Genomic DNA, 22010 nt, shown 5'->3' with positions numbered 1-22010 from the left:
AATGAATCTTGTAGTCGTAGAAAGTCCAGCTAAAGCAAAAACTATCAACAAATATCTTGGTGATGAATATATTGTTTTAGCGAGTTATGGTCATATTAGAGACCTTCCTTCAAAAAATGGTTCTGTTGATCCAGAAAATAATTTTAAAATGGAATGGGAAGTCGATAGTTTTTCTAAAAAATATCTTAAAGAAATTACAGATGCAGTTAAGATTTCATCAAAAATTATACTAGCAACTGACCCAGACAGAGAGGGAGAAGCAATTGCTTGGCATGTTAAAGAATATTTAAATGAAAAAAAATTAATTAAAGACAAGCATATAGAAAGAGTTGTTTTTAATGAAATTACAAAAAAAGCTGTTATTCATGGAATTGAAAACCCTCGACAAATAGAGCCATTACTTGTTGATGCCTATATGGCTAGAAGAGCCTTAGACTATTTAGTTGGCTTTAATATATCACCAATTTTGTGGACAAAGTTACCAGGTTCTAAATCTGCAGGTCGTGTTCAGTCAGTTGCCTTAAAATTAATTACAGAACGAGAACATGAAATAGAGCTTTTTGATCCTGAGGAATTTTGGACTTTAAGTATTCAATTCAACGATAGTGATAAAAATTCTATATTAGCAAGTATCACTCAATTGAATGATAAAAAAATTGAAAAATTTTCTTTTAAAAATAAAGCTGAAATTGATAAAGCAATGGAAGAGGTTAAATCTAAGAATTTCAATATAAATGACATCTCTAGCAAAGTTGTTAATAGAAACCCTTCTGGCCCTTTTACTACCTCCACATTACAGCAAGTTTCTTCTGGTAGGTTAGGATTTGGAGCGTCACGTACAATGCAAATAGCTCAAAAACTTTACCAAGGTATAGAAATTGACGGTGAAACTATTGGTCTTATTACGTATATGCGAACAGATGGCACTAACCTGTCCACAGACGCTATAGATACTTTTAGAAAATATATAAAAAATGAATTTGGTGATGAATATGTTCCAGATAACGCAGCAAGTTACTCTGGAAAAAAAGCTAAAAATGCTCAAGAGGCACATGAAGCAATTAGACCCACAGATATAATTCGAGCACCAGATACAGTTAAAAAATACCTAAGTCCAGATCAGCATAAATTATATGATTTAATTTGGAGTAGAGCCCTATCCTCTCAAATGAAACCCGCTCAATTTGACAGAAATACTATAACGATAACTTCGGATGATAATGGAACAATTTGTAAAGCTAGTGGATCTGTTATTAAATTTGATGGCTTTTTAAAGGTTATGAAAGATACTAAAAAAGATGATGATGAAGATATCCTTCCTGAAATGAGCAAGGGTCCAGTAAATATAGAATCTCTATTAGATGAACAGCATTTTACACAGCCACCACCAAGATATTCAGAAGCTAGTTTGGTTAAGAAATTAGAAGAATTAGGTATTGGAAGACCTTCAACATATGCAAGTATAATATCTGTTATATCTACTAGAGGATATGCGGAAACAATTAATAAAAGATTTCACCCAACTGATCGTGGTAAATTAATTTCTGCTTTTCTTGAAAAGCTTTTCTCTAAATATGTTGATTATAACTTCACAGCAAGTTTAGAAAATCAACTTGATGATATTACTACCGGGAAGGAAGGATGGATAAAAGTTCTAGAGTTATTTTGGAAAGACTTTAATCAAAACGTATCTGACGTTAAAGAGAAAAGAACTAGGGAGGTTTTAGATCTATTAAACGATAGTCTAGGAAGTTTAATTTTTGAAAGAGATGCGGATGGAAATATTAATAGACAATGCAAATTATGTGACAGTGGATCATTAAGTTTAAAAAATAGTTTTAGAGGTGGTGCTTTTATTGGTTGCTCAAATTATCCAGATTGTAAATTTACCAGACCCCTGTCTAAAGCAAAAGCAGCTGCTCAATCTCAATTAGCTGAACCAAAGTTTATAGGTAAGCATGAAAATGGAAATGACATGTACCTTAAAAATGGAAGATTTGGTCCCTACTTACAATATGAAAAAATTGAGGAAATAAAAGAAGAGATTATAATTGAAACAAAAAAGAAAAAGAAAACAAAAAAAAAGAAGATAGAAAAAGAAGATAATAATTTAAGAAATGTCTCAATACCTAAAGGAATTACATTGGATAGCGTGGATCTTGATAGAGCTAAATTTTTATGCTCATTACCAAAAAGTTTAGGCATTAACCCTGAAAATCAGAAAGATATAATATTAAACTCAGGAAGATTTGGCCCATATTTGAAATGTGAAAACAAATCAGCAAGAATTGAAAATGTTGAGGAGATCTTCTCAATTGGACTTAATAGAGCAATAACTCTAATAGCGGAGGCTAAACCTGGTAGAATGTCTGCATCAATTATAAAAGATCTAGGAGAACACCCTGAAGACAAAAAACCTGTTAGAGTAATGAAAGGACAATATGGGCCTTATATTAAATATAAATCTCTTAATGCAACAATTCCAGAGGAAAAAGACCCCTTAGAACTTAATATGGAAGAGGCTTTAATATTAATTGAGAAAAGAAAAGAATACGATAAAAATAAAAAAGTTAAAAAAAAGAAAAAGAAATGAAAAAAATAGTATTTATAACATTAATTACATCAGTCCTTATGTCTAAAACTATGGCTGAAAAAATTGATTGTAATCAGTTTGAAAAGATTAGTGCAAAATACATAGAGTGTTCAGCAAAAAATCTAAAAGAAAAATCTTCAGGACTTAAATTAAAAGCGACGGTTGGAGCTGAAGAACTTAAAGATAAAATAACTACTAATGCTAAGAGTGGAAAAAAGAAATTTGACAAATCTAGTTTAAAAGAAAAGCTTGTTAAATTTAAAAACAGTAAAACATTAACTGAATCTATGGAGAAATAATCATGTCATATGAAGATAAAATAAAAGAATTAAACTTAGAACTACCAGAAGCAAGAGATCCTGTTGGATCATATCTTGCATCAAAACAAATTGGTAAAATGTTATTTATCTCAGGACAAATTTCTATTGCAGCAAATGGAGAATTGATCAAAGGTAAGGTTGGTAAGGATTTAAAAACTGAAGATGGATATGAGGCAGCTAAACGTTGTGGCCTAAATATAATATCTCAAGTTAAAAAAGCTTGTGGCAATGATCTTTCAAAAGTAAAATCTTGTATAAAACTTACAGGGTTTGTTAATTCAACAGAAGACTTTATAGAACAACCCAAAGTAATAAATGGTGCTTCAGATTTAATAGTTTCAGTTTTTGGAGACTCTGGAATGCACACAAGAGCTGCAGTTAGTACAAATAGTTTGCCGCTTGGTGTGTCCGTTGAGGTTGATGCTATTTTTGAATTAAATTAATTTCCAATACTAAAATATTTAATTTTCTGATCTTTCATCTTATTAGCAGAGTAAATATTTCTCATATCAAAAATTGAGAATTTTTTATTTTTAACATCTTTTTTGAAATTAATAGTTTTAAAATCATTCCATTCTGTATGAATAATGATTAAATCTGATTTTTTAATTGCGTCTTTAATGTTGTTTGAAAAAGTAACATTATTAAATTTTTTAAAATCTGACTTTTCACCAGTAGGATCAAAATAATTTATTTTTGCACCTTTTTTAATTAATGCAGGGATCATTGTTAGACTTGAAGAATCTCTCATGTCATCAGTATTTGCCTTAAATGTAACACCTAAGAAACAAATATTTTTATTGTTTACTTTATTTTTTAAAATATCAAAAACTCTTTTTAACATTAATGATGATCTATTTTCATTCGATTTAATGACACTTTTAATAACTGTTAAATTTGTTTTAAATTTATTGGCAGTAGCTGTAATAGCTTTAGTATCTTTAGGAAAACAAGATCCACCATAAGCAGGACCTGCTCTTAAAAAACGGCTGCCAATACGATCATCAAGCCCCATCCCAATGGAGATATCCTCCACATTAACATTAATTTTTTCACACAAATTGGCTAGCTCATTAATAAAAGTAATCTTTGTTGCGAGAAAAGCATTAGAAGCATACTTTATTAATTCCGCTGCTCTTCGAGACGTATTAACGTACTTTGCACCTTTTGATATCAATGGTGAATAAAGATTTTTTAATATCTTATTAGATTTTTTATTATTTGTACCTATTACTACTCTATCTGGATAAGTAAAATCTCTTATAGCATCACCTTCTCTTAAAAATTCAGGATTTGAAACTACTGAAAAAAAATTTTTTGATACTTTTTTTGAAATAATTTTTTCTATTTCGTCTCCAGTGGTCACAGGTACAGTAGATTTAGTTATAATAACTTTAAATTTTTTAATAGATTTACTAATTTCTATTGCAACATTGAATACCTGACTTAAGTCAGCGTTATTTCCATTTTTTTTAGTGGGTGTGCCAACACAAATAAAAATAATATCGGACTTTGAAATTGAATCTTTTAAGTTCGTAGAGAACTTTAAACGATTATTTTTATAATTTTTAATGAGTAATTCATCTAAACCAGGTTCGTATATTGGGATAATACCATTTTTTAAGTTTTCAATTTTATTCAAATCTTTATCAACACAAATTACGTCATTTCCTAAGTCGGAAAAACAAACTCCACTTACTAAACCAACATACCCCGTTCCTATCATACAAAGTTTCATTATTTAGAAATCTCCAAAGTTGATTTGATATAACCCTTCATTGTTCCACAATCTAAGTATTTACCTGAAAAATTGTGACCGATAAATTGATTATCATCTTCTATTAAAGCTTGGATCGCGTCAGTGATATGAAATTCACCACTTTTACCTGGTTTTAGAGATTTTAATTTAGAAAAAATTGTTTTAGGTAATATATATCTTCCTATTACAGCATTATTAGAAGGTGAAGTTTTTATAGAAGGTTTTTCAACAACATTATTTATAATAAAATTATTTTTATCAATTTTTTTTCTGATGTTGTAGATACCCCACCTAGATACATCATTTTTATTAACCTTCATACTTGCCATAACTGATGCTTTAAATTTATTATGCACAGCAATCATGGACTTAGAGCAGTTTTTTTTAATTATCAAATCATCAGGTAATAACATTAAAAAATATTTATCTGTAATAAATTTTTTAGTCTTGTAGACAGCATCACCAGTTCCTAATGGTTTGTCTTGAAAAACAAATTTAATCATTTTTTTATATTTGAGAATTTTTTTATATTCTTTGATAATTTTTGGATCATTTTTTTTCTTGATAATATCTTTATAAAATTTATCATTATAAAAATATTTCTTTATCATCAATTTTTTTTTAGAAATAATAAATACAATTTCCTTAATACCAGCCTCAATACATTCTTCGATAATATATTCTAACCCTGGTTTTCCATTAATAGGTAGAAGCTCTTTAGCAAAAACACTTGTTAGTGGTAGTAGTCTAGTACCAAGACCAGCTAAAGGAATTATAGCTTGTTTAATCATATAAATGTTTTACTTATTAATATTCTTATTACAAATGAAATTAATAAAATTAAAAACTGATTTAATTAAGGCAATTGAGTTAGATAAAAGATTAGGTTTTGTCCCAACAATGGGTAGTTTGCACGAAGGTCACAAAACATTAATAAAAACATCACAAAAAAACTGCAAAAAAACATTAGTAAGTATTTTTATTAATCCAACTCAATTTAATAATAAAAAAGATTACAAAACATACCCTAAGAATTTAAAGCAAGATTTGAGTTACCTTAAAAAACTTAAAGTTGACTATGTATATTTGCCAACCATTAAACAAATTTATTGGAAAAAAAATAATGAAATTAAACTAAATAAATCACAAAAAATATTATGTGCAAAATTTAGAAAAGGACATTTTGAAGGTGTACTTGATGTTTTGGATCGTTTTATTGAATCAATTTCTCCACAAAAAATGTTTATGGGAGAAAAAGATTTTCAACAATTTTTCTTGGTTAAAAACTATATTGAAAATAAGTACAATACCAAAGTTCACGTATGTAAAACAGTCAGAGAAAAAAACAAACTAGCTTTATCTTCCAGAAACTCTTTATTAAATAAGAAAAGTTTTATTAATTCAGGAATAATTGCAAAAAAATTTTTATCTTTAAAAAATGAGATTAAAAATAATAAAAAAAATTACAAAAAAATGATATTTAATTTAAAAGAAGAACTATCTAAAAATTTTGATATTAAAATTGAATATTTGGAATGTAGAAACACACATAATTTAAGCACAAATATTATGAACAAACCTTTTAAACTTTTTGTGGCCTACTATATTAATAACGTACGATTAATTGACAATTTTTAGAGAAAATAAGCACTAACACCAAGAAATGAAACAAAACCTATAACATCAGTAATAGTTGTTACAAACACACTTGATGCAATAGCAGGATCAATATCCATTTTTTTTAAAGTTATAGGTACTAAAATTCCAAATAAACCTGCAACAATCATTGTAACTATCATTGACATGGAAATTATTAGAGAAAGTAGAGAGTCTTGAAACCAAACTTGAACTACTAAAGCACTTATTATTGCAAATATGATGCCATTTAAAATACCAATATTAAATTCTTTTAAAATATTTTGTGTAAAATTGTTTTTTGTTAAGTCATTTGTTGCTAATGTTCTTACAGTTACAGCCAAAGTTTGCATTCCAGCATTACCACCCATAGATGCAACGATTGGCATAAGAAATGCAAGGACAACCATTTGTTCGATTGTTGCACCAAATAAACTAATAACCCACGTTGCAAGAAATGCTGTAAATAAGTTTAATAAAAGCCAGTTAAATCTTCTTCTAGTTTTCTTAAAAACTCCATCAGTAATTTCTTCATCCCCTACCCCAGCTAATCTCAAAGCATCTTCTTCGGCTTCTTCTTTTAATACAGTTAAGACATCGTCATACATGATCATACCAACCAACTTGTTTGATTTATCGACAACAGCCGCTGAATTTAAGTTATAATTTTCAAACACGTTACCAACTTCTTCTTTGTCCATATCAACCGGAATAAGTAGTTGAGATTCTGACATAATAGAAAGCATTTTAGTTTCTCTCGAAGTAGTTAAAACTTTAGATGATGGAACGGTTCCAATCGGTTTAAAATCTTCATCTATAATAAAAATTTCTAAAAATTCCTCAGGTAAATCTTTATTTTCTCTTAAATAGTCAATTGTTTGACCAACAGACCAATTGCTAGGAATGGCCGTGAATTCACGTTGCATTATTCTAGCAGCTGTGTCTTCTGGATAACTTAAGCTTTCAAGTAAAGCAAATCTATCTTTTGGAGGTAAGGAGCTTAATATTGTATTTTTATCTTTTTCATCAACATTTTCTAAAATTGTAATCGCATCATCAGATTCAAGATTTTTTAAAAGTCTAACAATAGTATCAGGTGAAAGATAAGCTATGATTTCAGACTGCACCGACTCGTTTAATTCAATAAAAACTTCTGGATCTATATTAAAATTATTAAGTTTAATTAAGCTTTCTCTATCATTTTGACCAAGATGTTCAATTATATCAGCCGCATCAGCTGGGTGCATCTCGTTAAAAGAATTAGTAATAAATTGAGCATCATTATTAGCAATCTTAGAAGTAACAACTTTTATGTACTCTTTATTAAACTCAAAATTAACTTTTTTATCTTTTATTTTTTTTATTAAAGACATAAATTTACCTATAAATCAATTTTGCACTAATAGTGCATAATAAAAATAATACAATTTATAAATGAATATAGAGATTAAAAAGTCAATAAAACCAATAAAATATGAAGATGCAATAAAACTGCTTGAAGAAAGATTATTGCAGATAAACAATGGTCAAAAAGAGGATTTAATATGGATCTTAGAACATGAAGAGGTTTATTCTGCAGGTACGAGCTATAAAGAAAAAGAAATTCTTAATAAAGATATTAGTCTAGTAAAAACAAACCGTGGAGGAAAAATTACTTATCATGGTCCAGGTCAATTGATTTGTTATTTTGTGATAGATTTAAAAAAAAGAAAAAAAGATATAAGAAAATTTATAACTTTAATTGAAGAGACGATTATTGACAGTTTATCAAAATTCAATATCAAGACATTTGGTGATCCAAAAAACATTGGTATTTGGACTGACCATCAAGGTAAAATTAATAAAGTTGCAGCAATTGGTGTAAGAGTAAGTAAGTGGATAGCTTATCATGGATTTGCAATAAATATTAATAACGATCTTTCAAAATATAAAAATATTATTCCGTGTGGTATTTCGGACAAAGGCGTAATTAATCTTAAAGCAATTAAAGATCAAGACTATAAGAATTTAGATGAAGTTATTATTGAAACCTTTTCTAAGAATTTGGAAATCTAAGTCTTTTTGTCTTTAAAAGTTTTTTAAAATAATCTGGTAATAATGCTGTGTAGGTATATTTTTTATCATTAATCATAAATTTAATTTGATATGAATGAAGCATTAAATTTTTATTTATTGCTTTATCTGTGTTACTAAATTTATATTTTTGATCCCCATAGATTGGGCATCCTACAGCATAAAGTTGTTTTCTTAGTTGATGTTTTCTTCCTGTGATTGGTTTCATTTCAACTAGACTACATATAGAATTTTTATCTAAAACTTTGTAAAGTGTTCTAGCTTTTTCAACTACCTCTCTATCATTATCATATCTGGTTAAATCATCATTCCACTCACCAGAGTCCTTTTGCAATTCTCCATGGCATATAGCCAGGTAAGTTTTATGAACTTTTCGAAGTCTAAATAAAGAGGTTAATAACTGAGCAGATTGTCTGTGTTTTGCCATAATAAAAACTCCAGATGTATCTTTATCAAGTCTATGTACAGAAAATGGTTTTGTGTCCTGAAAAATTTCACTACGAGCAAATATATCTACAAGATTTTTTTTAGATTTAGTTCCACCTTGAACTGAAATACCAGAGCTTTTATTAAGAACAATGAAATCATCATTATTATCAATTATTAATTCTTCATTTTCTTTAATAACTTCTTCTGAAGGTACAAATTTAATTGTCTTTTGAACAATTGTTTCTTTAAAATCAAAGTTGAATAAATCTATAGTGTCACCTGTCTTTACTTTATGGGAGCTTTTAATTTTTTTATTATTGATTTTAACTTTTCCACTTTTTAAACTTTTTTCAATTAGACCTTGAGGGTAATTGCCAAGATTATTACGTATCCATCTATCGATACGCATATCGTTAAACGTTGTATCAACGTTAAAAGACTTTTTCATGATGATATAATTTTATATAAAAAATTAAGCAGTAGCTAATTTTTTCTCTTCAGTTTTATCTTTAGCTGGATCTTTTTTCTTTCTATCAACTCTTTTTGCCTCAACATCTCTATCTACAAATTCAATTACAGCCATAGGTGCATTGTCACCATATCTAAAGCCAGCTTTGATGATTCTTGTGTAGCCACCATTTCTTGCTTCATATCTTTTTGACAATGTTTTTTTTACTTTATTCGCAGATGTTATGTCTTGTAATTTAGACATTAACATTTTTGTAGTTTGAAGAGTCTCTTTTTTTCCTAAAGTTATGATTTTATCAGCTTGAGGTTTTAAGAATTTAGCTTTTGGAAGTGTTGTAGTGATCTGCTCATATTTTATTAAAGAATTAAGCATATTCTTCAATAAAGCTTTTCTATGTTCAGAAGTTCTATTTAACTTCTTATTAGCCATTCCATGTCTCATTAGATTTGCTCCTCTAACTTTTTAGACATTTCAGCTATATTTTCTGGTGGCCAGTTCGGAATCTCCATACCTAAGTATAAAGACATACCAGTTAAAACTTCTTTTATTTCATTAAGTGATTTTCTTCCAAAGTTAGGTGTTCTAAGCATTTCACCTTCTGACTTTTGAACTAGATCTCCAATGTAAATAATATTATCATTTTTAAGACAATTCATAGAACGCACAGATAATTCAAGTTCATCAACTTTTCTTAATAAATTCTTATTGAATTCAGGCTCAGATGAAACTTCTTTTACAGGTGCTTCAACAGGTTCGTCAAAATTAACAAACATATTTAGTTGATCTTGGAAAATTCTAGCAGAATAAGCAACGGCATCTTCAGCAGAAATTGATCCATTAGTTTCAACTTCCATAATTAATTTGTCATAATCCAGGGCTTTTCCTTCTCTTGCTGTGCTTATAGAGTAAGAAACCTTCTTAACTGGACTATATAAAGAATCTATAGCAATTAATCCCAAAGGTGGTTCTTCTGGCTTGTTCATTACTGCAGGAACGTATCCCTTACCTGTTCCAACATTCATTTCCATATGGAAATGCGTATTTTCATCTAAATTACAAATAACCAGATCAGGATTTAAAATTTCAATATCAGCAACTGGTGCTATGTCAGAAGCTTTAATTTCTCCAGGACCCTTAGCATCTAAAATAAGTTTTTTAGTAGTTTCTGATGAGCTTTTTAAAGCTAATGATTTAACGTTTAAAACTATGTCAGTAACATCTTCTCTAACACCTTTGATAGATGTAAATTCATGTAAAACACCATCAATTTGAATTGAAGTTACAGCAGCACCTCTGATTGATGAAAGTAAAATTCTTCTTAAAGAATTACCTAAAGTTAAACCATATCCTTTTTCTAAAGGTTCTGCGATAATTTTTGCATGTGATTTGTCTTCACTAATTTTAACATCTAATTGAGCTGGTTTAATTAATGCTTTCCAATTTTTAGCATTTACATTTAAACTTTCCATTTATTAAACTCTCCTTTTTTTTGGTGGTCTTACGCCGTTATGTGGCATTGGTGTTGTATCTTTTATTGAAAGAATCTTAAATCCTCTCGCTTGTAAAGCTCTTAATGCGGTTTCTCTTCCTGAACCAGGTCCTTTAACCTCAACTGACAAAGTTTTCATTCCATACTCTAAAGCTTTAGATGCAGCAGAATCTGCAGCAATTTGTGCAGCATAAGGTGTTGATTTTCTTGAACCTTTAAAACCTTTTTGTCCAGCGGATGCCCAAGAAATTACATTTCCATTAGTATCTGCAATTGAAATTATTGTATTGTTAAAAGTAGACTGTACATAAGCAATACCATTAAGAATATTTTTTTTTATTTTCTTTTTTTTGGAATAAGAACTTTTCTTAGATTTTTTATCTACTTTTTTTTCTACAACAGCATCTTTATTCTCAACTTTATCTACTTTAGCCATAAATTAATTATTTTTTAAGTGGAGTTAATTTTTTACCAGCAATTGCTATTGCTTTACCTTTTCTTGTTCTTGCATTACATCTTGTTCTTTGTCCTCTAACAGGAAGTTTTTTTCTATGTCTAGATCCCCTGTAGCAAGCAAGGTCAATTAATCTTTTAATAGTTAAAGAGTAATCTCTTCTAAGATCACCTTCGACTTTAAAATTTGCATCAATGTATTCTCTAATTTTTAAAATATCTTCGTCGGTAAGTTCATTTATTCTTTTTGCTTTAGGAATTTCTAAAGAAGTACAAATTTGGCTAGAAAATTTATTACCAATACCATAGATGTACGTTAGTCCTATGTGGACAAGTTTGTTTTGCGGAATGTTTACACCTGCTATACGAGCCATATTTTTGAGAATAAATTTAGCCTTTTATATAAGAAGATGTTCCAAAGTCAACGTCTTAAACCTTAAGAATTTCATTAATTTTATTGGTTATTTGATCAATTTCACCTGCTCCATCAATTTCAGTGAAATTTGAATTTTTTGAATAGAAATCTAACACTGGTTTTGTTGAATACATATAAGTGTCATATCTAGAAATAACAATTTCAAGATTGTCATCTTTTCTTTTCTTTAAGTGTTCAACACCACAAGGATGAAGCTCTATTTGTTCCTTATTAAAATATTCATTTAACGTCATATTACATTTTTCACAGGTCATTCTGCCCATAATACGTTTTTCAATAATGTCTCTTGATACATTTAAAAATATAGTATGTCCTATTGTTTGGTTAAACTCATTTAATAAAACTTCTAAATTAATAGCTTGTTCAACATTTCTTGGATAGCCGTCAAAAATAATTCTATCTCTATATTTTAAATTAGTTAAAGATTGTCTTAATAAAGTATTTACGATCTCATCTGAAACAAATTTGCCATTAGATATTAGCTTTTCTATATCCACTCCAAGATCAGTTTTAGATTTAACTTCATCTCTTAATAGATTTCCTGTTGATAGTTGGAAGTAATTATGTTTTTTAACAATAGATTGAGCTTGAGTCCCCTTACCCGCTCCTGGAGGACCAAAAAGAATTATATTCACTTAATTATTTTCCGAATTTTGTTTTTTTAATTAATTGCTCATATTGAGAGCTCATTAATCTAGTTTGGATTTGTGTAACGGTATCAATTGCAACTACAACAACAATCAAGATTGAAGTCCCGCCTAAATAAAAGGGTATTGGATAATTAGCAATTAGAAATTCTGGCATTAAACAAACTATTGTTAAATACAATGCCCCAATTGTCGTAAGTTTTGTCACAATTTTTTCAATATACAAAGCTGTATTTTCACCTGGTCTAATCCCAGGTACAAAACCACCATATTTTCTTAAATTATCAGCAGTCTCAGTTGGATTAAATGTTATGGATGTGTAGAAAAAAGTAAAAAATATTATTCCAGAAGCATAAAGCAACATGTAAAGGGGTTGTCCTTGTGTAAAGTATGAACTTAAATTTAAGAATGTATCATTGTCTGAAAAACTAAAATTAGAAAAGGTAACAGGCAATAATAATAAAGCTGAAGCAAAGATTGCTGGAATAACACCGGCTTGGTTAATTTTTAAAGGTAAATGAGAAGATTCACCACCGTACATTTTATTTCCCATTTGTCTTTTAGGGTAATTTATTAAAATTTTTCTTAATGCTCTTTCCATGAAAACAATGAACATAATTGTTGCGACTAATAATACAAAAATTCCAATAATCATAATTGTAGATACAGCGCCCGTTCTACCCAACTCGAATGTAGTCACTAAAGCACGTGGAATTTCAGCAACAATACCAGCAAAAATAATCAACGAAATACCATTACCGATACCTCTTTGTGTTATTTGTTCACCAAGCCACATTAAAAACATTGTACCAGCAACAATGGTTGATACCGCTGTTATAGTAAAAAATAAGCCTGGATTAATAACTAAGTCAGCAGAAGATTGTAAACCTATAGATAATCCGTAACCCTGAATAGTAGCAAGAATTACAGTTCCATATCTTGTGATTTGAGTTATTTTTGCTCTTCCGGTTTCACCTTGTGCCTTTAAATTTTTAAAATAATCAGATACGCCAGTTAATAACTGAACTATGATTGAAGATGAAATATAAGGCATAATTCCAAGTGCGAATATAGCCATTCTACTTACAGCTCCGCCTGAAAAAACATTGAACATTCCAAGTAATCCTTTTTGATTACCACTCATCATTGTTTGTAATTGCTCAGGGTCAATGCCTGGAATTGGCACAAAAGTACCAAATCTATAAACTGCTAAGATAAATATTGTAAAGATTATACGATTTTTAAGATCATTAGTTTGAGAAGAAGAGCTCATAATATCTTAATTATTTTTTTAATTGTATTGTTCCGCCAGCTTTCTCTAATTTTTCTACAGCAGATTTAGAGATTAAGTCAGCTTCGATATTAACTTTATCTTTAATTTCACCTGTACCTAGTATCTTTAATTTTTGTGAATTTTTATTGATCAATTTAAGTTTTTTAAGTAATGCCATATTAATAACATCGCCAGAATTAATTGTTTTTTCAGTTATAAAAGTTTGAATTTTTTCCAAGTTCATTATTGCAATAACAGCTTGGTATCTCTTAATTGCATTAAAGCCTCTTTTAGGTAATCTTCTATATAAAGGCATTTGACCACCTTCAAAAGCTTTAATAGCAACACCAGATCTAGATTTTTGACCTTTAACACCTCTGCCAGATGTTTTTCCTTTTCCAGAACCGATACCTCTACCGACTCTCATCTTTTTTTTGTATAAAACTTTTCCTGTAGTATTTAATGTAGTCATTATCCTCTTTTTTCGATTACATCAGAAATTTTTTTATTTCTAATTGTTGCAATATGCTTTGGTGAATTTTGTTTTGAAAGAGCTTTCATCGTCGCTCTTATCATATTGTGAGGGTTTGATGTACCCATTGATTTAGCAACTATATCTTTAATTCCTAAAACTTCACAAACTGCTCTTACAGGACCTCCTGCAATAATACCTGTTCCCTTAGGAGCAGATCTTAAAATAATTTTACCAGCACCATCTTTACCATAAACATCATGATGAATAGTTCTACCTTCTCTTAGCGGCACATGGATTAAAACTCTTCTTGCTGTTTCATTGGCTTTTTTAATTGCATCAGGCACCTGTTTGGCTTTAGCATGTGCTACTCCAATTTTACCTGCTTGATTACCAACTACAACTAAAGCTGAAAAACCAAATCTACGACCACCTTTAACTACTTTTGTAATTCTGTTGATGTGAACTAATTTTTCTAAAATACCGTCGTCTTTTTTGTCTTTAAAATCCATAATTAAAATTCCATTCCATTTTTACGTAGTGTTTCAGCAAAAACTTTAACTCTGCCGTGGTATTTGTATATACCTCTATCAAAAAATATTTTTGATATTTTCTTTTCTTGGGCTTTCTTTGCAAGTTTCTCCGCTACTATTTTAGAAATTTCTGTTTTATTTACTTTGTCCATAGAACGAATGTCTTTTTCAACAGAAGAACATGACACTAAAGTAATGTTTTTAACATCATCAATAATTTGAGCTGAAATATTTTTTGCAGATCTTGATATGCTAAGTCTTAATCTATCAGATGATGCAACTTTTTTTAATTTACCAGTTACTCTAAATTTTTTTCTTTGGATGGTATTTAATTTCATTATTTCTTCTTCCCTTCTTTTCTTAGAATGTATTGACCTTGCTCTCTAATACCTTTGCCTTTATATGGCTCTGGTTTTCTAAAAGCTTTGATTTTTGAAACAACCATACCTACTTGCTGTTTATCAGATCCACTAACTTTAACTACCGTCTGTTTTTCAACAACAATTTTAATTCCTTCAGGAATATCAAAATTAATATCGTGGCTATAACCTAATTGCAAATTTAACTGTTTATCTTTTAATGCAGCTCTGTAACCCACTCCAACAAGCTCAAGAATTTTTTCATAGCCAGTACTTGACCCAATAACAGCATTATTGATTAAGCTTCTATTCATGCCCCATAATCGTTTTGAGTTTTGATCCTTTACTTTAGGGCTGATAGATATTTCTTTTCCTTCGGTAACATCAAGATTAAACATTTCAAGATCAATATTAAGTGATTTTTTACCTAAAGGTCCCTCAATGTTAAGAACACTACCAGAAAGCACTGCTTTAACTTTTTCAGGGATTGAAATACTTATTTTACCAATTTTAGACATTAAAATACCTTACAGATTATTTCGCCACCAACTTTTTGTTTTCTAGCTTCAATATCAGTCATTACACCTTTTGGTGTTGATACAATAGCTATTCCTAGTCCACCATTAATTTTTGGCAAACTATCAGCACTTGAAAATATTCTTCTACCAGGCTTAGATACTCTCTCAAAAGTACTAATTACTGGATTTCCAGAATAATATTTTAAGTCAACTGACAATGTAGGCTTATTATTTTCAGTTTCAATTTTATAGTCTTTTATAAATCCTTCACTTTTAAGAATATCTGCAATCTTAACTTTAAAGTTAGAAGAAGGTAATGCTACTTTCTTGTGATTTCTCACTTGTGCATTTTTTATTCTTGCGATCATATCCCCTATTGGGTCACTTAAACTCATATTGTCCTTTCTACCAACTCGACTTAGTCATGCCAGGAATTAATCCATGCAGTCCCAAGTCTCTTAAGGCTATTCTTGATATTTTTAATTTTCTGTAAACACCGTGTGGTCTTCCAGTAATTTGGCATCTATTCATAACTCTGTTTTTTGCAGAATTACGAGGTAAATTTGAAAGCTTTTGCTGTGCTTTAAATCTTTCTTCTAATGATATTTTTTTATCCATTACAATTTTCTTTAATGCTTGTCTTTTTTTGAAAAGCCTATCTGAAAGTTTAATTCTTTTATTATTTTTATTTACTGCGCTTACTTTAGCCATTCTTAATTGTCTCCTTTTTTAATAAATGGAAAATTTAGTTTTTCTAAAAGAGCAAAACTATGATCTTTATTTAAAGCAGAGATCACAACTACAACATCAAGACCTCTAATCTTATCAATTCTATCAAAATTAACTTCTGGAAAAATTATATGTTCTTTTATGCCAAACGTATAATTACCAAACTTATCAAATCCCTTGGTTGATAAGCCTCTAAAGTCTTTAATTCTTGGTAAAGCAATATTTACAAGTCTATCTAAAAATTCATACATTTTGTTACCTCTTAAAGTAACTTTTAAACCAGCGTTTGTACCTTTTCTTGTTTTAAAATTTGCTACTGATTTTTTAAATTTAGTCACAGTTGGTTTTTGACCTGTAATTTTCCCTAAATCTTCTTCAGTAGATTTCATAATTTTTGCATCAGCACCATCAAGACCAAGACCCATGTTAATAACAACTTTTTCAACTTTTGGCCCCATATAGGTATTTTTATATCCAAGGGTTTCTTTAAGCTGTGGTTGGATTTCTTTGTAATAAAGTTCTTTTAATCTAGGTATCATTATTTCTTAGCCTCAGTTTTTTTTGTTTTAGCTTTTTCGTCAATAAGTTTAAGGTTTGAAATGTGGATGAAGCTCTCTTTAGAGACTATTCCACCTTTTTTTTCTTTTGAAGTTTTAACATGTTTTTTCACAATATTAATTCCTTGAACTTTTGCTCTGTTATTAGGTCTATCGATTTCAATAACCTCACCCTCTTTTTTTTTATCTCTTCCAGTTAAAACTCTAACTTTTAATCCTTTTTTAATCATTTATAAAACCTCTGGAGCCAATGAAATTATTTTCATTTGACCTCTACTTCTTAATTCTCTTGTTACTGGACCAAAAATCCTAGTCCCCACTGGTTCACCTTTATCATCAACTAAAACAGCTGCATTATTATCAAATCTAACTTTAGATCCATCTTCCCTATGAATTCCCTTTTTAACTCTAACTACAACAGCTTTATGAACAGAACCTTTTTTAACTTTTCCTTTAGGTAATGCCTCTTTAACTGCGATAACGATAGTATCACCAATACTTGCGTATCTACGTTTAGAGCCACCTAAAACTTTAATGCATTCTATTCTTTTTGCACCAGTGTTATCAGCTACTAATAATTCAGTTTGTACTTGTATCATTTAGATCCATCCATTACTTGAAATTTTTTATTCTTAGAAAAAGGCTTACACTCAATTATTGACACTGTGTCTCCAGTTTTAAATTTATTATTTTCATCGTGAGCGTTATATTTTTTTCTAACTTTAACTACTTTTTTTAATACTGGGTGTGAATATTTTCTTTCAACAGATACAGTTATAGTTTTGTTTGGTTTATCGCTTGTTACTACTCCTGTTAATATTTTTTTAGGCATTTAATTTTCCTTTTAGTGTAGTTTTTAATCTAGCTATAGTTTTTTTAGTTTGTCCAATTTTAGATGGATCTGTAACTTGTGAATTAATTTTTTGAAATCTAAAGTTAAATAAATCTTTTTTTAATTTATCAATATTTTTGATAACTTCGTCCTTAGATAATTTTTTAATTTCTTGTTTTTTCATATTATGCAAATCTCTTAATAAATTTTGTTTTTATAGGTAGTTTAGCTGAAGCCTTATAAAGTGCTTCTTTTGCTATTGTTTCTGAAACACCATCAATTTCAAATAAAATTCTACCTGGCTTTACTCTACAAGCCCAATATTCAGGAGCTCCTTTACCTTTACCCATACGTACTTCAACAGGTTTTTTTGAAACAGGTATATTTGGAAAGATTCTTGTCCAAACACGTCCCTGTCTTTTCATGTGTCTTGTTAAAGCAACTCTAGCAGCTTCTATTTGTTTTCCTATAATTCTCTCTGGCGCCATAGCTTTTAATGCAAAAGATCCATAGTTAATCTTGCTAGCACGTGTAGCTGTTCCATGAATTCTTCCTTTATGTGCTTTTCTGTATTTTGTTCTAACTGGCTGTAACATAATTATTCTTTAACCTCTTTTGGAACTATCTTGTTAGTTTCTTGGCTAAATTCTTTAGCGAATACTTCACCTTTATAAATCCAAATTTTTATTCCAATAATACCAAATGTTGTTAATGCTTCAGCTTCTGCATAGTCAATATCTGCTCTTAAAGTATGTGATGGTATACTTCCTTCTCTTAACCATTCAGTTCTAGCTATTTCATTTCCACCTAGTCTACCACTAATAGAAACTTTAATGCCTTTTGCACCAAGTCTTAAACATGATTGCATAGCTCTCTTCATGGCTCTTCTATATGATATTCTTTTAACTAATTGTTGTGCTATATTTTCAGCAACTAAATAAGCATTAGTTTCCGGCTTTTTAACTTCTTTAATATTAAGTGTTACTTCATTGTTAGTAAATTTAGATAAATTGTTTTTTATTTTATCAATATCGCTACCTTTCTTTCCAATTACAAATCCTGGTCTTGATGTGTAAATAGTAACAAAACATTTATTAGAGGTTCTCTCTATCATAACTTTAGATACACCAGAGTTAACAACGTTTTTCTTGATATATGCTCTGATCTTAAAATCTTCGATAAGATAATTTCCAAAATCTTTCTTTTTTGCATACCAGACAGAATCCCAACCTCTGTTTACACCTAGTCTGAAACCAACTGGATTAACTTTTTGACCCATGACTCTCCATTTGTTTTGCTTCTGATAATATAATTGTAATAGTTGAATAAGGTTTTAAAATTGGTGCAGCTCTACCTTTTGCTCTTGGTCTAAATCTTTTCATAACAACTTTTTTCCCACAGTATGCTTCTTTAACAATTAGTTTATCTATGTCGTATTGATTGTTATTTTCAGCGTTAGCAACAGCTGATGAAACTGTTTTTCTTATTTCTCTAGTAATTCTTTTTGCAGAAAATTGAAGCTCTCTAATAGCCACATCAACTTTTTTTCCAACAATTGCTTTAAGTATTGGGTTAAGTTTTCTAACACTAGATCTAATATTATTATTCACAGATCTAACTGTATCTACTTTAGTTCTGTTAATTTTCTTTTTTTTATTCATAATTATTTTTTCTTCTCAGCTGGTTTTCCTTTTTTTTCAGCTGGTGTATGTCCAAAAAATGTTCTAGTTGGAGAAAATTCACCTAATTTATGACCCACCATATCTTCAGATATAGTAACTGGAATGAATTTTTTTCCATTATAAATCAAAAAACCAACCCCTATAAACTCAGGAATAATTGTTGATTTTCTTGACCACGTTTTAATAGGCATTTTTTTTGGATCTAATTTTTGTTTTTCAACTTTTTTAATCAAGCTCTCTTCAACAAAAGGTCCTTTCCATACTGATCTAGCCATTATTTTTTAGAATCCTTCCTGTTGTTTCTTCTTTTAACTATAAATTTATCTGTGCTCTTATTGTCTCTAGTTTTTAATCCTTTTGCAGATTGACCTGTTGGAGATACTGGATGTCTTCCACCTGCAGTTTTACCTTCACCACCTCCGTGTGGGTGATCAACAGGATTCATCACAACTCCTCTAGTATGAGGTCTTCTACCAAGCCATCTTGATCTTCCAGCTTTACCAATCTTAATGTTTTTTTGATCTGGGTTTGAAAGCACGCCAATTGTTGCCATGCATCTTGAGTCAATTTTTCTAACTTCTCCAGAGGTCATTTTAATTAATGAGTAGTTTCCATCTAATCCACTGATAGTAACTGATGTACCAGCAGATCTAGCTATTTTTCCACCAGCTCCAGGTTTTAGCTCTACATTATGGATATTGATACCTACAGGAATATCTCTAAGTGGCATACAGTTTCCAACTTTAATTTCTTTTTCCGATCCATTTTCAACTTTATCACCTACTTTAATTTTTTGAGGAGCTAAATAGTAAAAATGTTGTCCATCATCAAACTTAACTAACATGATGTAGCAAGATCTATTTGGATCATATTCAATTCTTTCGACAGTACCTGGCATGTCGATTTTCTTTCTGTAGAAATCAACCAACCTATACATTTTCTTGTGCCCACCGCCCGACATATTACGAGAAGTTATGTGTCCATTATTATTTCTTCCACGCATTGAATTTTTTGGCTCAACTAAGGCCTTAAATGGCTTGCCTTTCCAAAGACCAGCTCTATCAACTAAGATTGTTCCTCTTGTTGATTTTGTATACGGTTTGAATGTTTTTAATACCATTTTTAAATTCCAGATGTTAGATCAATACTTTGACCCTTTTTAAGTGTTATTATTGCTTTTTTGTAACCTTGAACATTAACTTTTTTACCCCTAGTTACTTTAGTTCGATTTTGTTTATTGATAATATTTATCTTCGTAACATTAACTTTAAAAATCTTTTCAATATTTTTCTTCAAATTAGTTTTATTGGCAGCTCTAGGTACTTTAAAAACAATTTTATTTTGTTCTGACAAGTTAGTAGTTTTCTCAGTAACCATTGGTGATAGAATTTTATCGTATAAATGTATTTTATCCATTTTAAGAATATCTCTTTTCTAGTTCTTTAATTGAACTTTCTGTAAAAACTACTTTTTTAAACTTTATAATATCAAATGCACTGAAATGATTAATATCCGTAACTTTAACGTTTGGAATATTTCTAGCTGACTTTTCAATTTTCTCTTTAGATGATTTATCTAAAATTATTAATGAATTTGTAATTTCAAATTTTTTAATAATTGAATGCATTTCTTTAGTTTTTTTAATCTCATTTCCAAAATCACTAAAAATTATTAAATTATTAAGTTTATTCTTCTCAGTAATTAGTGAAGCTATACTTAGTTTTTTTTCACTTTTATTTAATTTTCTTTTTTTGTATGCCAGTTCACCTTTAGGTCCATGTGCTACACCACCACCAACAAAAATAGGTGCTTTTCTACTTGCGTGTCTAGCTCCACCAGTACCTTTTTGAGCGTAAATTTTTGATGTAGATCCAGTAATCTCATTTTGTTGTTTAGTTTTTGCGTGTCTGCCTTTGTAATTAGCATTAGTTTTATATAATACGTTATCAACCAATCTTTTATTAATTTTAGCAGAGAAAATTTTATCTAAAACTACAATTGAATCTTTTTTACCGTCTAAGTTTAATTTATCAATTTTCATTATTTTTTCTTTTTATCTGGTGTTTTTTTAGCTTCTTCAGCAGCAGCAATTTTTTCATTAATAGTCATTTTGTTTATAACTTTTACTGACTTTTTAACTAAGATTTCAGTATTTTTTGAACCAGGAATTGATCCTTTTAAATATAACAATTCATTTTCAATATCTGTCTTAATGATCTCTAAGTTTTGCATAGTTCTAACTCTATCACCCATATGACCAGCCATTTTTTTACCTTTAAAGACTTTACCAGGATCTTGTCTTTGTCCAGTAGATCCATGAGATCTATGTGATACAGAAACACCGTGTGTAGCTCTTAATCCACCAAAATTGTGTCTCTTCATGGCACCTGCAAAACCTTTACCAATAGTTTTTGAAGTTGTATCAACAAACTTAACTTCATTAAATATTTCAAGACCAAATTCGTTACCTTCTTTGTATAACTCTGTATCTTGAACTCTAAATTCTTTTAATTTTTTCTTAGCTTCTGTATTTTTCTTTGCATAAAAGCCTTTCATTGCTTTTGTAAGTTTAGATGCTTTAATTTTACCAAACCCTAGTTGCACAGCTTTATATCCACGTTTTTCTTTATCAATAACTTGGATCACTCTAGCCTTTTCCATTTTAATAACAGTTACTGGAACTAAACGCCCTGTTTTATAGAACTCTCTAGTCATACCAATTTTTTTTCCAACTAATGCAATTTCACTCATA

General features: G+C 29.5%; 34 protein-coding genes. 5 read left to right on the top strand and 29 right to left on the bottom strand.

Annotation, left to right across the window (positions count from 1 at the left end; translation table 11 throughout):
- Position 1 precedes the first annotated feature (1 nt).
- Genes topA through AC5SLT_RS02685 form a run of 3 tightly spaced genes read left to right on the top strand, consistent with a single transcriptional unit; the run spans position 2 to position 3356 of the window.
- The gene (gene topA, locus AC5SLT_RS02695; protein ID WP_494592428.1) at positions 2-2593 is read left to right on the top strand and encodes a type I DNA topoisomerase; all 2592 of its coding nucleotides are present in this window, start codon (positions 2-4) and stop codon (positions 2591-2593) included.
- A complete protein-coding gene (locus tag AC5SLT_RS02690; protein WP_494592426.1) occupies positions 2590-2892 on the top strand; it encodes a hypothetical protein in 303 nt (100 codons plus the stop codon). The genes topA and AC5SLT_RS02690 overlap by 4 nt, the downstream gene beginning before the upstream one ends.
- Positions 2893-2894: 2 nt before the next feature.
- The gene (locus AC5SLT_RS02685) at positions 2895-3356 is read left to right on the top strand and encodes a RidA family protein (RefSeq protein ID WP_271479709.1); all 462 of its coding nucleotides are present in this window, start codon (positions 2895-2897) and stop codon (positions 3354-3356) included.
- On the opposite strand, the gene AC5SLT_RS02680 is transcribed toward AC5SLT_RS02685, so the two are convergent.
- Positions 3353-4651 (bottom strand): UDP-glucose dehydrogenase family protein, encoded by a 1299-nt coding sequence (locus tag AC5SLT_RS02680; RefSeq protein WP_494592424.1) that lies wholly within the window; start codon positions 4649-4651, stop codon positions 3353-3355. The genes AC5SLT_RS02685 and AC5SLT_RS02680 overlap by 4 nt on opposite strands.
- Entirely contained in the window at positions 4651-5463 is an 813-nt protein-coding gene (locus AC5SLT_RS02675) for a sugar phosphate nucleotidyltransferase (protein ID WP_494592423.1), read from the bottom strand. Before AC5SLT_RS02675 ends, AC5SLT_RS02680 begins: the two co-directional genes overlap by 1 nt.
- Positions 5464-5467: 4 nt before the next feature.
- Between AC5SLT_RS02675 and panC the strand changes: the two genes are divergently transcribed.
- The gene (gene panC, locus AC5SLT_RS02670; RefSeq protein WP_494592421.1) at positions 5468-6310 is read left to right on the top strand and encodes a pantoate--beta-alanine ligase; all 843 of its coding nucleotides are present in this window, start codon (positions 5468-5470) and stop codon (positions 6308-6310) included.
- On the opposite strand, the gene mgtE is transcribed toward panC, so the two are convergent.
- Entirely contained in the window at positions 6307-7680 is a 1374-nt protein-coding gene (gene mgtE / locus AC5SLT_RS02665; RefSeq protein ID WP_271563419.1) for a magnesium transporter, read from the bottom strand. The two genes, panC and mgtE, sit on opposite strands and share 4 nt — an antisense overlap.
- Positions 7681-7741: 61 nt before the next feature.
- Between mgtE and lipB the strand changes: the two genes are divergently transcribed.
- Positions 7742-8362, top strand: a complete 621-nt coding sequence (lipB, locus tag AC5SLT_RS02660; protein WP_494592419.1) for a lipoyl(octanoyl) transferase LipB — start codon at positions 7742-7744, stop codon at positions 8360-8362.
- Here the strand turns inward: lipB and AC5SLT_RS02655 are convergent.
- The 26 genes from AC5SLT_RS02655 to rplC are packed head-to-tail and all read right to left on the bottom strand — an operon-like array spanning position 8343 to position 22009.
- Positions 8343-9257 carry an RluA family pseudouridine synthase gene (locus AC5SLT_RS02655; RefSeq protein ID WP_494592417.1) on the bottom strand — a complete coding sequence of 305 codons (915 nt, stop codon included), beginning with the start codon at positions 9255-9257 and terminating at the stop codon, positions 8343-8345. The two genes, lipB and AC5SLT_RS02655, sit on opposite strands and share 20 nt — an antisense overlap.
- Before the next feature lie 24 nt (positions 9258-9281).
- Complete coding sequence (gene rplQ, locus AC5SLT_RS02650) at positions 9282-9719, bottom strand: 50S ribosomal protein L17 (RefSeq protein WP_006996835.1); 438 nt, start codon at positions 9717-9719, stop codon at positions 9282-9284.
- Entirely contained in the window at positions 9719-10747 is a 1029-nt protein-coding gene (locus tag AC5SLT_RS02645; protein WP_271487074.1) for a DNA-directed RNA polymerase subunit alpha, read from the bottom strand. Before AC5SLT_RS02645 ends, rplQ begins: the two co-directional genes overlap by 1 nt.
- A gap of 3 nt (positions 10748-10750) precedes the next feature.
- A complete protein-coding gene (gene rpsK, locus AC5SLT_RS02640; protein WP_006996833.1) occupies positions 10751-11203 on the bottom strand; it encodes a 30S ribosomal protein S11 in 453 nt (150 codons plus the stop codon).
- 7 nt (positions 11204-11210) lie between these two features.
- A complete protein-coding gene (rpsM, locus tag AC5SLT_RS02635; RefSeq protein WP_006996832.1) occupies positions 11211-11594 on the bottom strand; it encodes a 30S ribosomal protein S13 in 384 nt (127 codons plus the stop codon).
- A gap of 55 nt (positions 11595-11649) precedes the next feature.
- Positions 11650-12291 (bottom strand): adenylate kinase, encoded by a 642-nt coding sequence (locus tag AC5SLT_RS02630; RefSeq protein WP_494592415.1) that lies wholly within the window; start codon positions 12289-12291, stop codon positions 11650-11652.
- 4 nt (positions 12292-12295) lie between these two features.
- Positions 12296-13576 (bottom strand): preprotein translocase subunit SecY, encoded by a 1281-nt coding sequence (gene secY / locus AC5SLT_RS02625; RefSeq protein ID WP_006996830.1) that lies wholly within the window; start codon positions 13574-13576, stop codon positions 12296-12298.
- A gap of 10 nt (positions 13577-13586) precedes the next feature.
- Positions 13587-14048 (bottom strand): 50S ribosomal protein L15, encoded by a 462-nt coding sequence (gene rplO, locus AC5SLT_RS02620; RefSeq protein ID WP_006996829.1) that lies wholly within the window; start codon positions 14046-14048, stop codon positions 13587-13589.
- Positions 14048-14560: a 30S ribosomal protein S5 gene (gene rpsE, locus AC5SLT_RS02615; protein WP_006996828.1), complete on the bottom strand. Its 513-nt coding sequence runs from the start codon at positions 14558-14560 to the stop codon at positions 14048-14050. Before rpsE ends, rplO begins: the two co-directional genes overlap by 1 nt.
- A gap of 2 nt (positions 14561-14562) precedes the next feature.
- Positions 14563-14919: a 50S ribosomal protein L18 gene (gene rplR, locus AC5SLT_RS02610; RefSeq protein WP_006996827.1), complete on the bottom strand. Its 357-nt coding sequence runs from the start codon at positions 14917-14919 to the stop codon at positions 14563-14565.
- Positions 14919-15458: a 50S ribosomal protein L6 gene (gene rplF / locus AC5SLT_RS02605; RefSeq protein WP_006996826.1), complete on the bottom strand. Its 540-nt coding sequence runs from the start codon at positions 15456-15458 to the stop codon at positions 14919-14921. Before rplF ends, rplR begins: the two co-directional genes overlap by 1 nt.
- The gene (rpsH, locus tag AC5SLT_RS02600; protein ID WP_006996825.1) at positions 15458-15853 is read right to left on the bottom strand and encodes a 30S ribosomal protein S8; all 396 of its coding nucleotides are present in this window, start codon (positions 15851-15853) and stop codon (positions 15458-15460) included. The genes rplF and rpsH overlap by 1 nt, the downstream gene beginning before the upstream one ends.
- Before the next feature lie 10 nt (positions 15854-15863).
- Entirely contained in the window at positions 15864-16169 is a 306-nt protein-coding gene (rpsN, locus tag AC5SLT_RS02595; protein ID WP_006996824.1) for a 30S ribosomal protein S14, read from the bottom strand.
- Between the two features lie 2 nt (positions 16170-16171).
- The gene (rplE, locus tag AC5SLT_RS02590) at positions 16172-16726 is read right to left on the bottom strand and encodes a 50S ribosomal protein L5 (RefSeq protein ID WP_494592413.1); all 555 of its coding nucleotides are present in this window, start codon (positions 16724-16726) and stop codon (positions 16172-16174) included.
- Positions 16726-16974, bottom strand: coding sequence for a 50S ribosomal protein L24 (gene rplX, locus AC5SLT_RS02585; RefSeq protein WP_494592412.1), 249 nt, complete (start codon positions 16972-16974; stop codon positions 16726-16728). Before rplX ends, rplE begins: the two co-directional genes overlap by 1 nt.
- A complete protein-coding gene (gene rplN, locus AC5SLT_RS02580) occupies positions 16975-17343 on the bottom strand; it encodes a 50S ribosomal protein L14 (protein ID WP_006996821.1) in 369 nt (122 codons plus the stop codon). It abuts the gene before it with no gap.
- Entirely contained in the window at positions 17340-17576 is a 237-nt protein-coding gene (rpsQ, locus tag AC5SLT_RS02575) for a 30S ribosomal protein S17 (RefSeq protein WP_006996820.1), read from the bottom strand. Before rpsQ ends, rplN begins: the two co-directional genes overlap by 4 nt.
- Entirely contained in the window at positions 17569-17760 is a 192-nt protein-coding gene (gene rpmC / locus AC5SLT_RS02570; protein ID WP_006996819.1) for a 50S ribosomal protein L29, read from the bottom strand. Before rpmC ends, rpsQ begins: the two co-directional genes overlap by 8 nt.
- 1 nt (position 17761) lies before the next feature.
- Positions 17762-18172 carry a 50S ribosomal protein L16 gene (gene rplP / locus AC5SLT_RS02565; RefSeq protein ID WP_006996818.1) on the bottom strand — a complete coding sequence of 137 codons (411 nt, stop codon included), beginning with the start codon at positions 18170-18172 and terminating at the stop codon, positions 17762-17764.
- Between the two features lie 2 nt (positions 18173-18174).
- Positions 18175-18855, bottom strand: a complete 681-nt coding sequence (rpsC, locus tag AC5SLT_RS02560) for a 30S ribosomal protein S3 (RefSeq protein ID WP_011282155.1) — start codon at positions 18853-18855, stop codon at positions 18175-18177.
- The gene (gene rplV / locus AC5SLT_RS02555) at positions 18839-19237 is read right to left on the bottom strand and encodes a 50S ribosomal protein L22 (RefSeq protein ID WP_006996816.1); all 399 of its coding nucleotides are present in this window, start codon (positions 19235-19237) and stop codon (positions 18839-18841) included. The genes rpsC and rplV overlap by 17 nt, the downstream gene beginning before the upstream one ends.
- 2 nt (positions 19238-19239) lie before the next feature.
- Positions 19240-19533, bottom strand: coding sequence for a 30S ribosomal protein S19 (gene rpsS, locus AC5SLT_RS02550; protein WP_494592410.1), 294 nt, complete (start codon positions 19531-19533; stop codon positions 19240-19242).
- Complete coding sequence (gene rplB / locus AC5SLT_RS02545; RefSeq protein WP_494592408.1) at positions 19533-20378, bottom strand: 50S ribosomal protein L2; 846 nt, start codon at positions 20376-20378, stop codon at positions 19533-19535. The genes rpsS and rplB overlap by 1 nt, the downstream gene beginning before the upstream one ends.
- A gap of 2 nt (positions 20379-20380) precedes the next feature.
- Positions 20381-20674, bottom strand: a complete 294-nt coding sequence (gene rplW / locus AC5SLT_RS02540; protein WP_020169482.1) for a 50S ribosomal protein L23 — start codon at positions 20672-20674, stop codon at positions 20381-20383.
- Between the two features lies 1 nt (position 20675).
- On the bottom strand, positions 20676-21299 hold the full coding sequence (rplD, locus tag AC5SLT_RS02535; RefSeq protein WP_494592406.1) for a 50S ribosomal protein L4: 624 nt from the start codon (positions 21297-21299) through the stop codon (positions 20676-20678).
- Positions 21299-22009, bottom strand: a complete 711-nt coding sequence (gene rplC, locus AC5SLT_RS02530; RefSeq protein ID WP_494592404.1) for a 50S ribosomal protein L3 — start codon at positions 22007-22009, stop codon at positions 21299-21301. Before rplC ends, rplD begins: the two co-directional genes overlap by 1 nt.
- Position 22010 lies beyond the last annotated feature (1 nt).

Source organism: Candidatus Pelagibacter sp. PS_11, assembly GCF_059417975.1.
The sequence above is the reverse complement of the archived record's forward strand: the minus strand, read 5'-3'. Positions and strand labels throughout refer to the sequence as shown.

Coding starts and splice junctions, on each gene's coding strand:
- topA (WP_494592428.1), top strand. CDS start 2: ATGAATCTTGTAGTCGTAGAAAGTCCAGCTAAAGCAAAAACTATCAAC.
- AC5SLT_RS02690 (WP_494592426.1), top strand. CDS start 2,590: ATGAAAAAAATAGTATTTATAACATTAATTACATCAGTCCTTATGTCT.
- AC5SLT_RS02685 (WP_271479709.1), top strand. CDS start 2,895: ATGTCATATGAAGATAAAATAAAAGAATTAAACTTAGAACTACCAGAA.
- AC5SLT_RS02680 (WP_494592424.1), bottom strand. CDS start 4,651: ATGAAACTTTGTATGATAGGAACGGGGTATGTTGGTTTAGTAAGTGGA.
- AC5SLT_RS02675 (WP_494592423.1), bottom strand. CDS start 5,463: ATGATTAAACAAGCTATAATTCCTTTAGCTGGTCTTGGTACTAGACTA.
- panC (WP_494592421.1), top strand. CDS start 5,468: ATGTTTTACTTATTAATATTCTTATTACAAATGAAATTAATAAAATTA.
- mgtE (WP_271563419.1), bottom strand. CDS start 7,680: ATGTCTTTAATAAAAAAAATAAAAGATAAAAAAGTTAATTTTGAGTTT.
- lipB (WP_494592419.1), top strand. CDS start 7,742: ATGAATATAGAGATTAAAAAGTCAATAAAACCAATAAAATATGAAGAT.
- AC5SLT_RS02655 (WP_494592417.1), bottom strand. CDS start 9,257: ATGAAAAAGTCTTTTAACGTTGATACAACGTTTAACGATATGCGTATC.
- rplQ (WP_006996835.1), bottom strand. CDS start 9,719: ATGAGACATGGAATGGCTAATAAGAAGTTAAATAGAACTTCTGAACAT.
- AC5SLT_RS02645 (WP_271487074.1), bottom strand. CDS start 10,747: ATGGAAAGTTTAAATGTAAATGCTAAAAATTGGAAAGCATTAATTAAA.
- rpsK (WP_006996833.1), bottom strand. CDS start 11,203: ATGGCTAAAGTAGATAAAGTTGAGAATAAAGATGCTGTTGTAGAAAAA.
- rpsM (WP_006996832.1), bottom strand. CDS start 11,594: ATGGCTCGTATAGCAGGTGTAAACATTCCGCAAAACAAACTTGTCCAC.
- secY (WP_006996830.1), bottom strand. CDS start 13,576: ATGAGCTCTTCTTCTCAAACTAATGATCTTAAAAATCGTATAATCTTT.
- rplO (WP_006996829.1), bottom strand. CDS start 14,048: ATGACTACATTAAATACTACAGGAAAAGTTTTATACAAAAAAAAGATG.
- rpsE (WP_006996828.1), bottom strand. CDS start 14,560: ATGGATTTTAAAGACAAAAAAGACGACGGTATTTTAGAAAAATTAGTT.
- rplR (WP_006996827.1), bottom strand. CDS start 14,919: ATGAAATTAAATACCATCCAAAGAAAAAAATTTAGAGTAACTGGTAAA.
- rplF (WP_006996826.1), bottom strand. CDS start 15,458: ATGTCTAAAATTGGTAAAATAAGTATTTCAATCCCTGAAAAAGTTAAA.
- rpsH (WP_006996825.1), bottom strand. CDS start 15,853: ATGAGTTTAAGTGACCCAATAGGGGATATGATCGCAAGAATAAAAAAT.
- rpsN (WP_006996824.1), bottom strand. CDS start 16,169: ATGGCTAAAGTAAGCGCAGTAAATAAAAATAATAAAAGAATTAAACTT.
- rplE (WP_494592413.1), bottom strand. CDS start 16,726: ATGATACCTAGATTAAAAGAACTTTATTACAAAGAAATCCAACCACAG.
- rplX (WP_494592412.1), bottom strand. CDS start 16,974: ATGATTAAAAAAGGATTAAAAGTTAGAGTTTTAACTGGAAGAGATAAA.
- rplN (WP_006996821.1), bottom strand. CDS start 17,343: ATGATACAAGTACAAACTGAATTATTAGTAGCTGATAACACTGGTGCA.
- rpsQ (WP_006996820.1), bottom strand. CDS start 17,576: ATGCCTAAAAAAATATTAACAGGAGTAGTAACAAGCGATAAACCAAAC.
- rpmC (WP_006996819.1), bottom strand. CDS start 17,760: ATGAAAAAACAAGAAATTAAAAAATTATCTAAGGACGAAGTTATCAAA.
- rplP (WP_006996818.1), bottom strand. CDS start 18,172: ATGTTACAGCCAGTTAGAACAAAATACAGAAAAGCACATAAAGGAAGA.
- rpsC (WP_011282155.1), bottom strand. CDS start 18,855: ATGGGTCAAAAAGTTAATCCAGTTGGTTTCAGACTAGGTGTAAACAGA.
- rplV (WP_006996816.1), bottom strand. CDS start 19,237: ATGAATAAAAAAAAGAAAATTAACAGAACTAAAGTAGATACAGTTAGA.
- rpsS (WP_494592410.1), bottom strand. CDS start 19,533: ATGGCTAGATCAGTATGGAAAGGACCTTTTGTTGAAGAGAGCTTGATT.
- rplB (WP_494592408.1), bottom strand. CDS start 20,378: ATGGTATTAAAAACATTCAAACCGTATACAAAATCAACAAGAGGAACA.
- rplW (WP_020169482.1), bottom strand. CDS start 20,674: ATGGATAAAATACATTTATACGATAAAATTCTATCACCAATGGTTACT.
- rplD (WP_494592406.1), bottom strand. CDS start 21,299: ATGAAAATTGATAAATTAAACTTAGACGGTAAAAAAGATTCAATTGTA.
- rplC (WP_494592404.1), bottom strand. CDS start 22,009: ATGAGTGAAATTGCATTAGTTGGAAAAAAAATTGGTATGACTAGAGAG.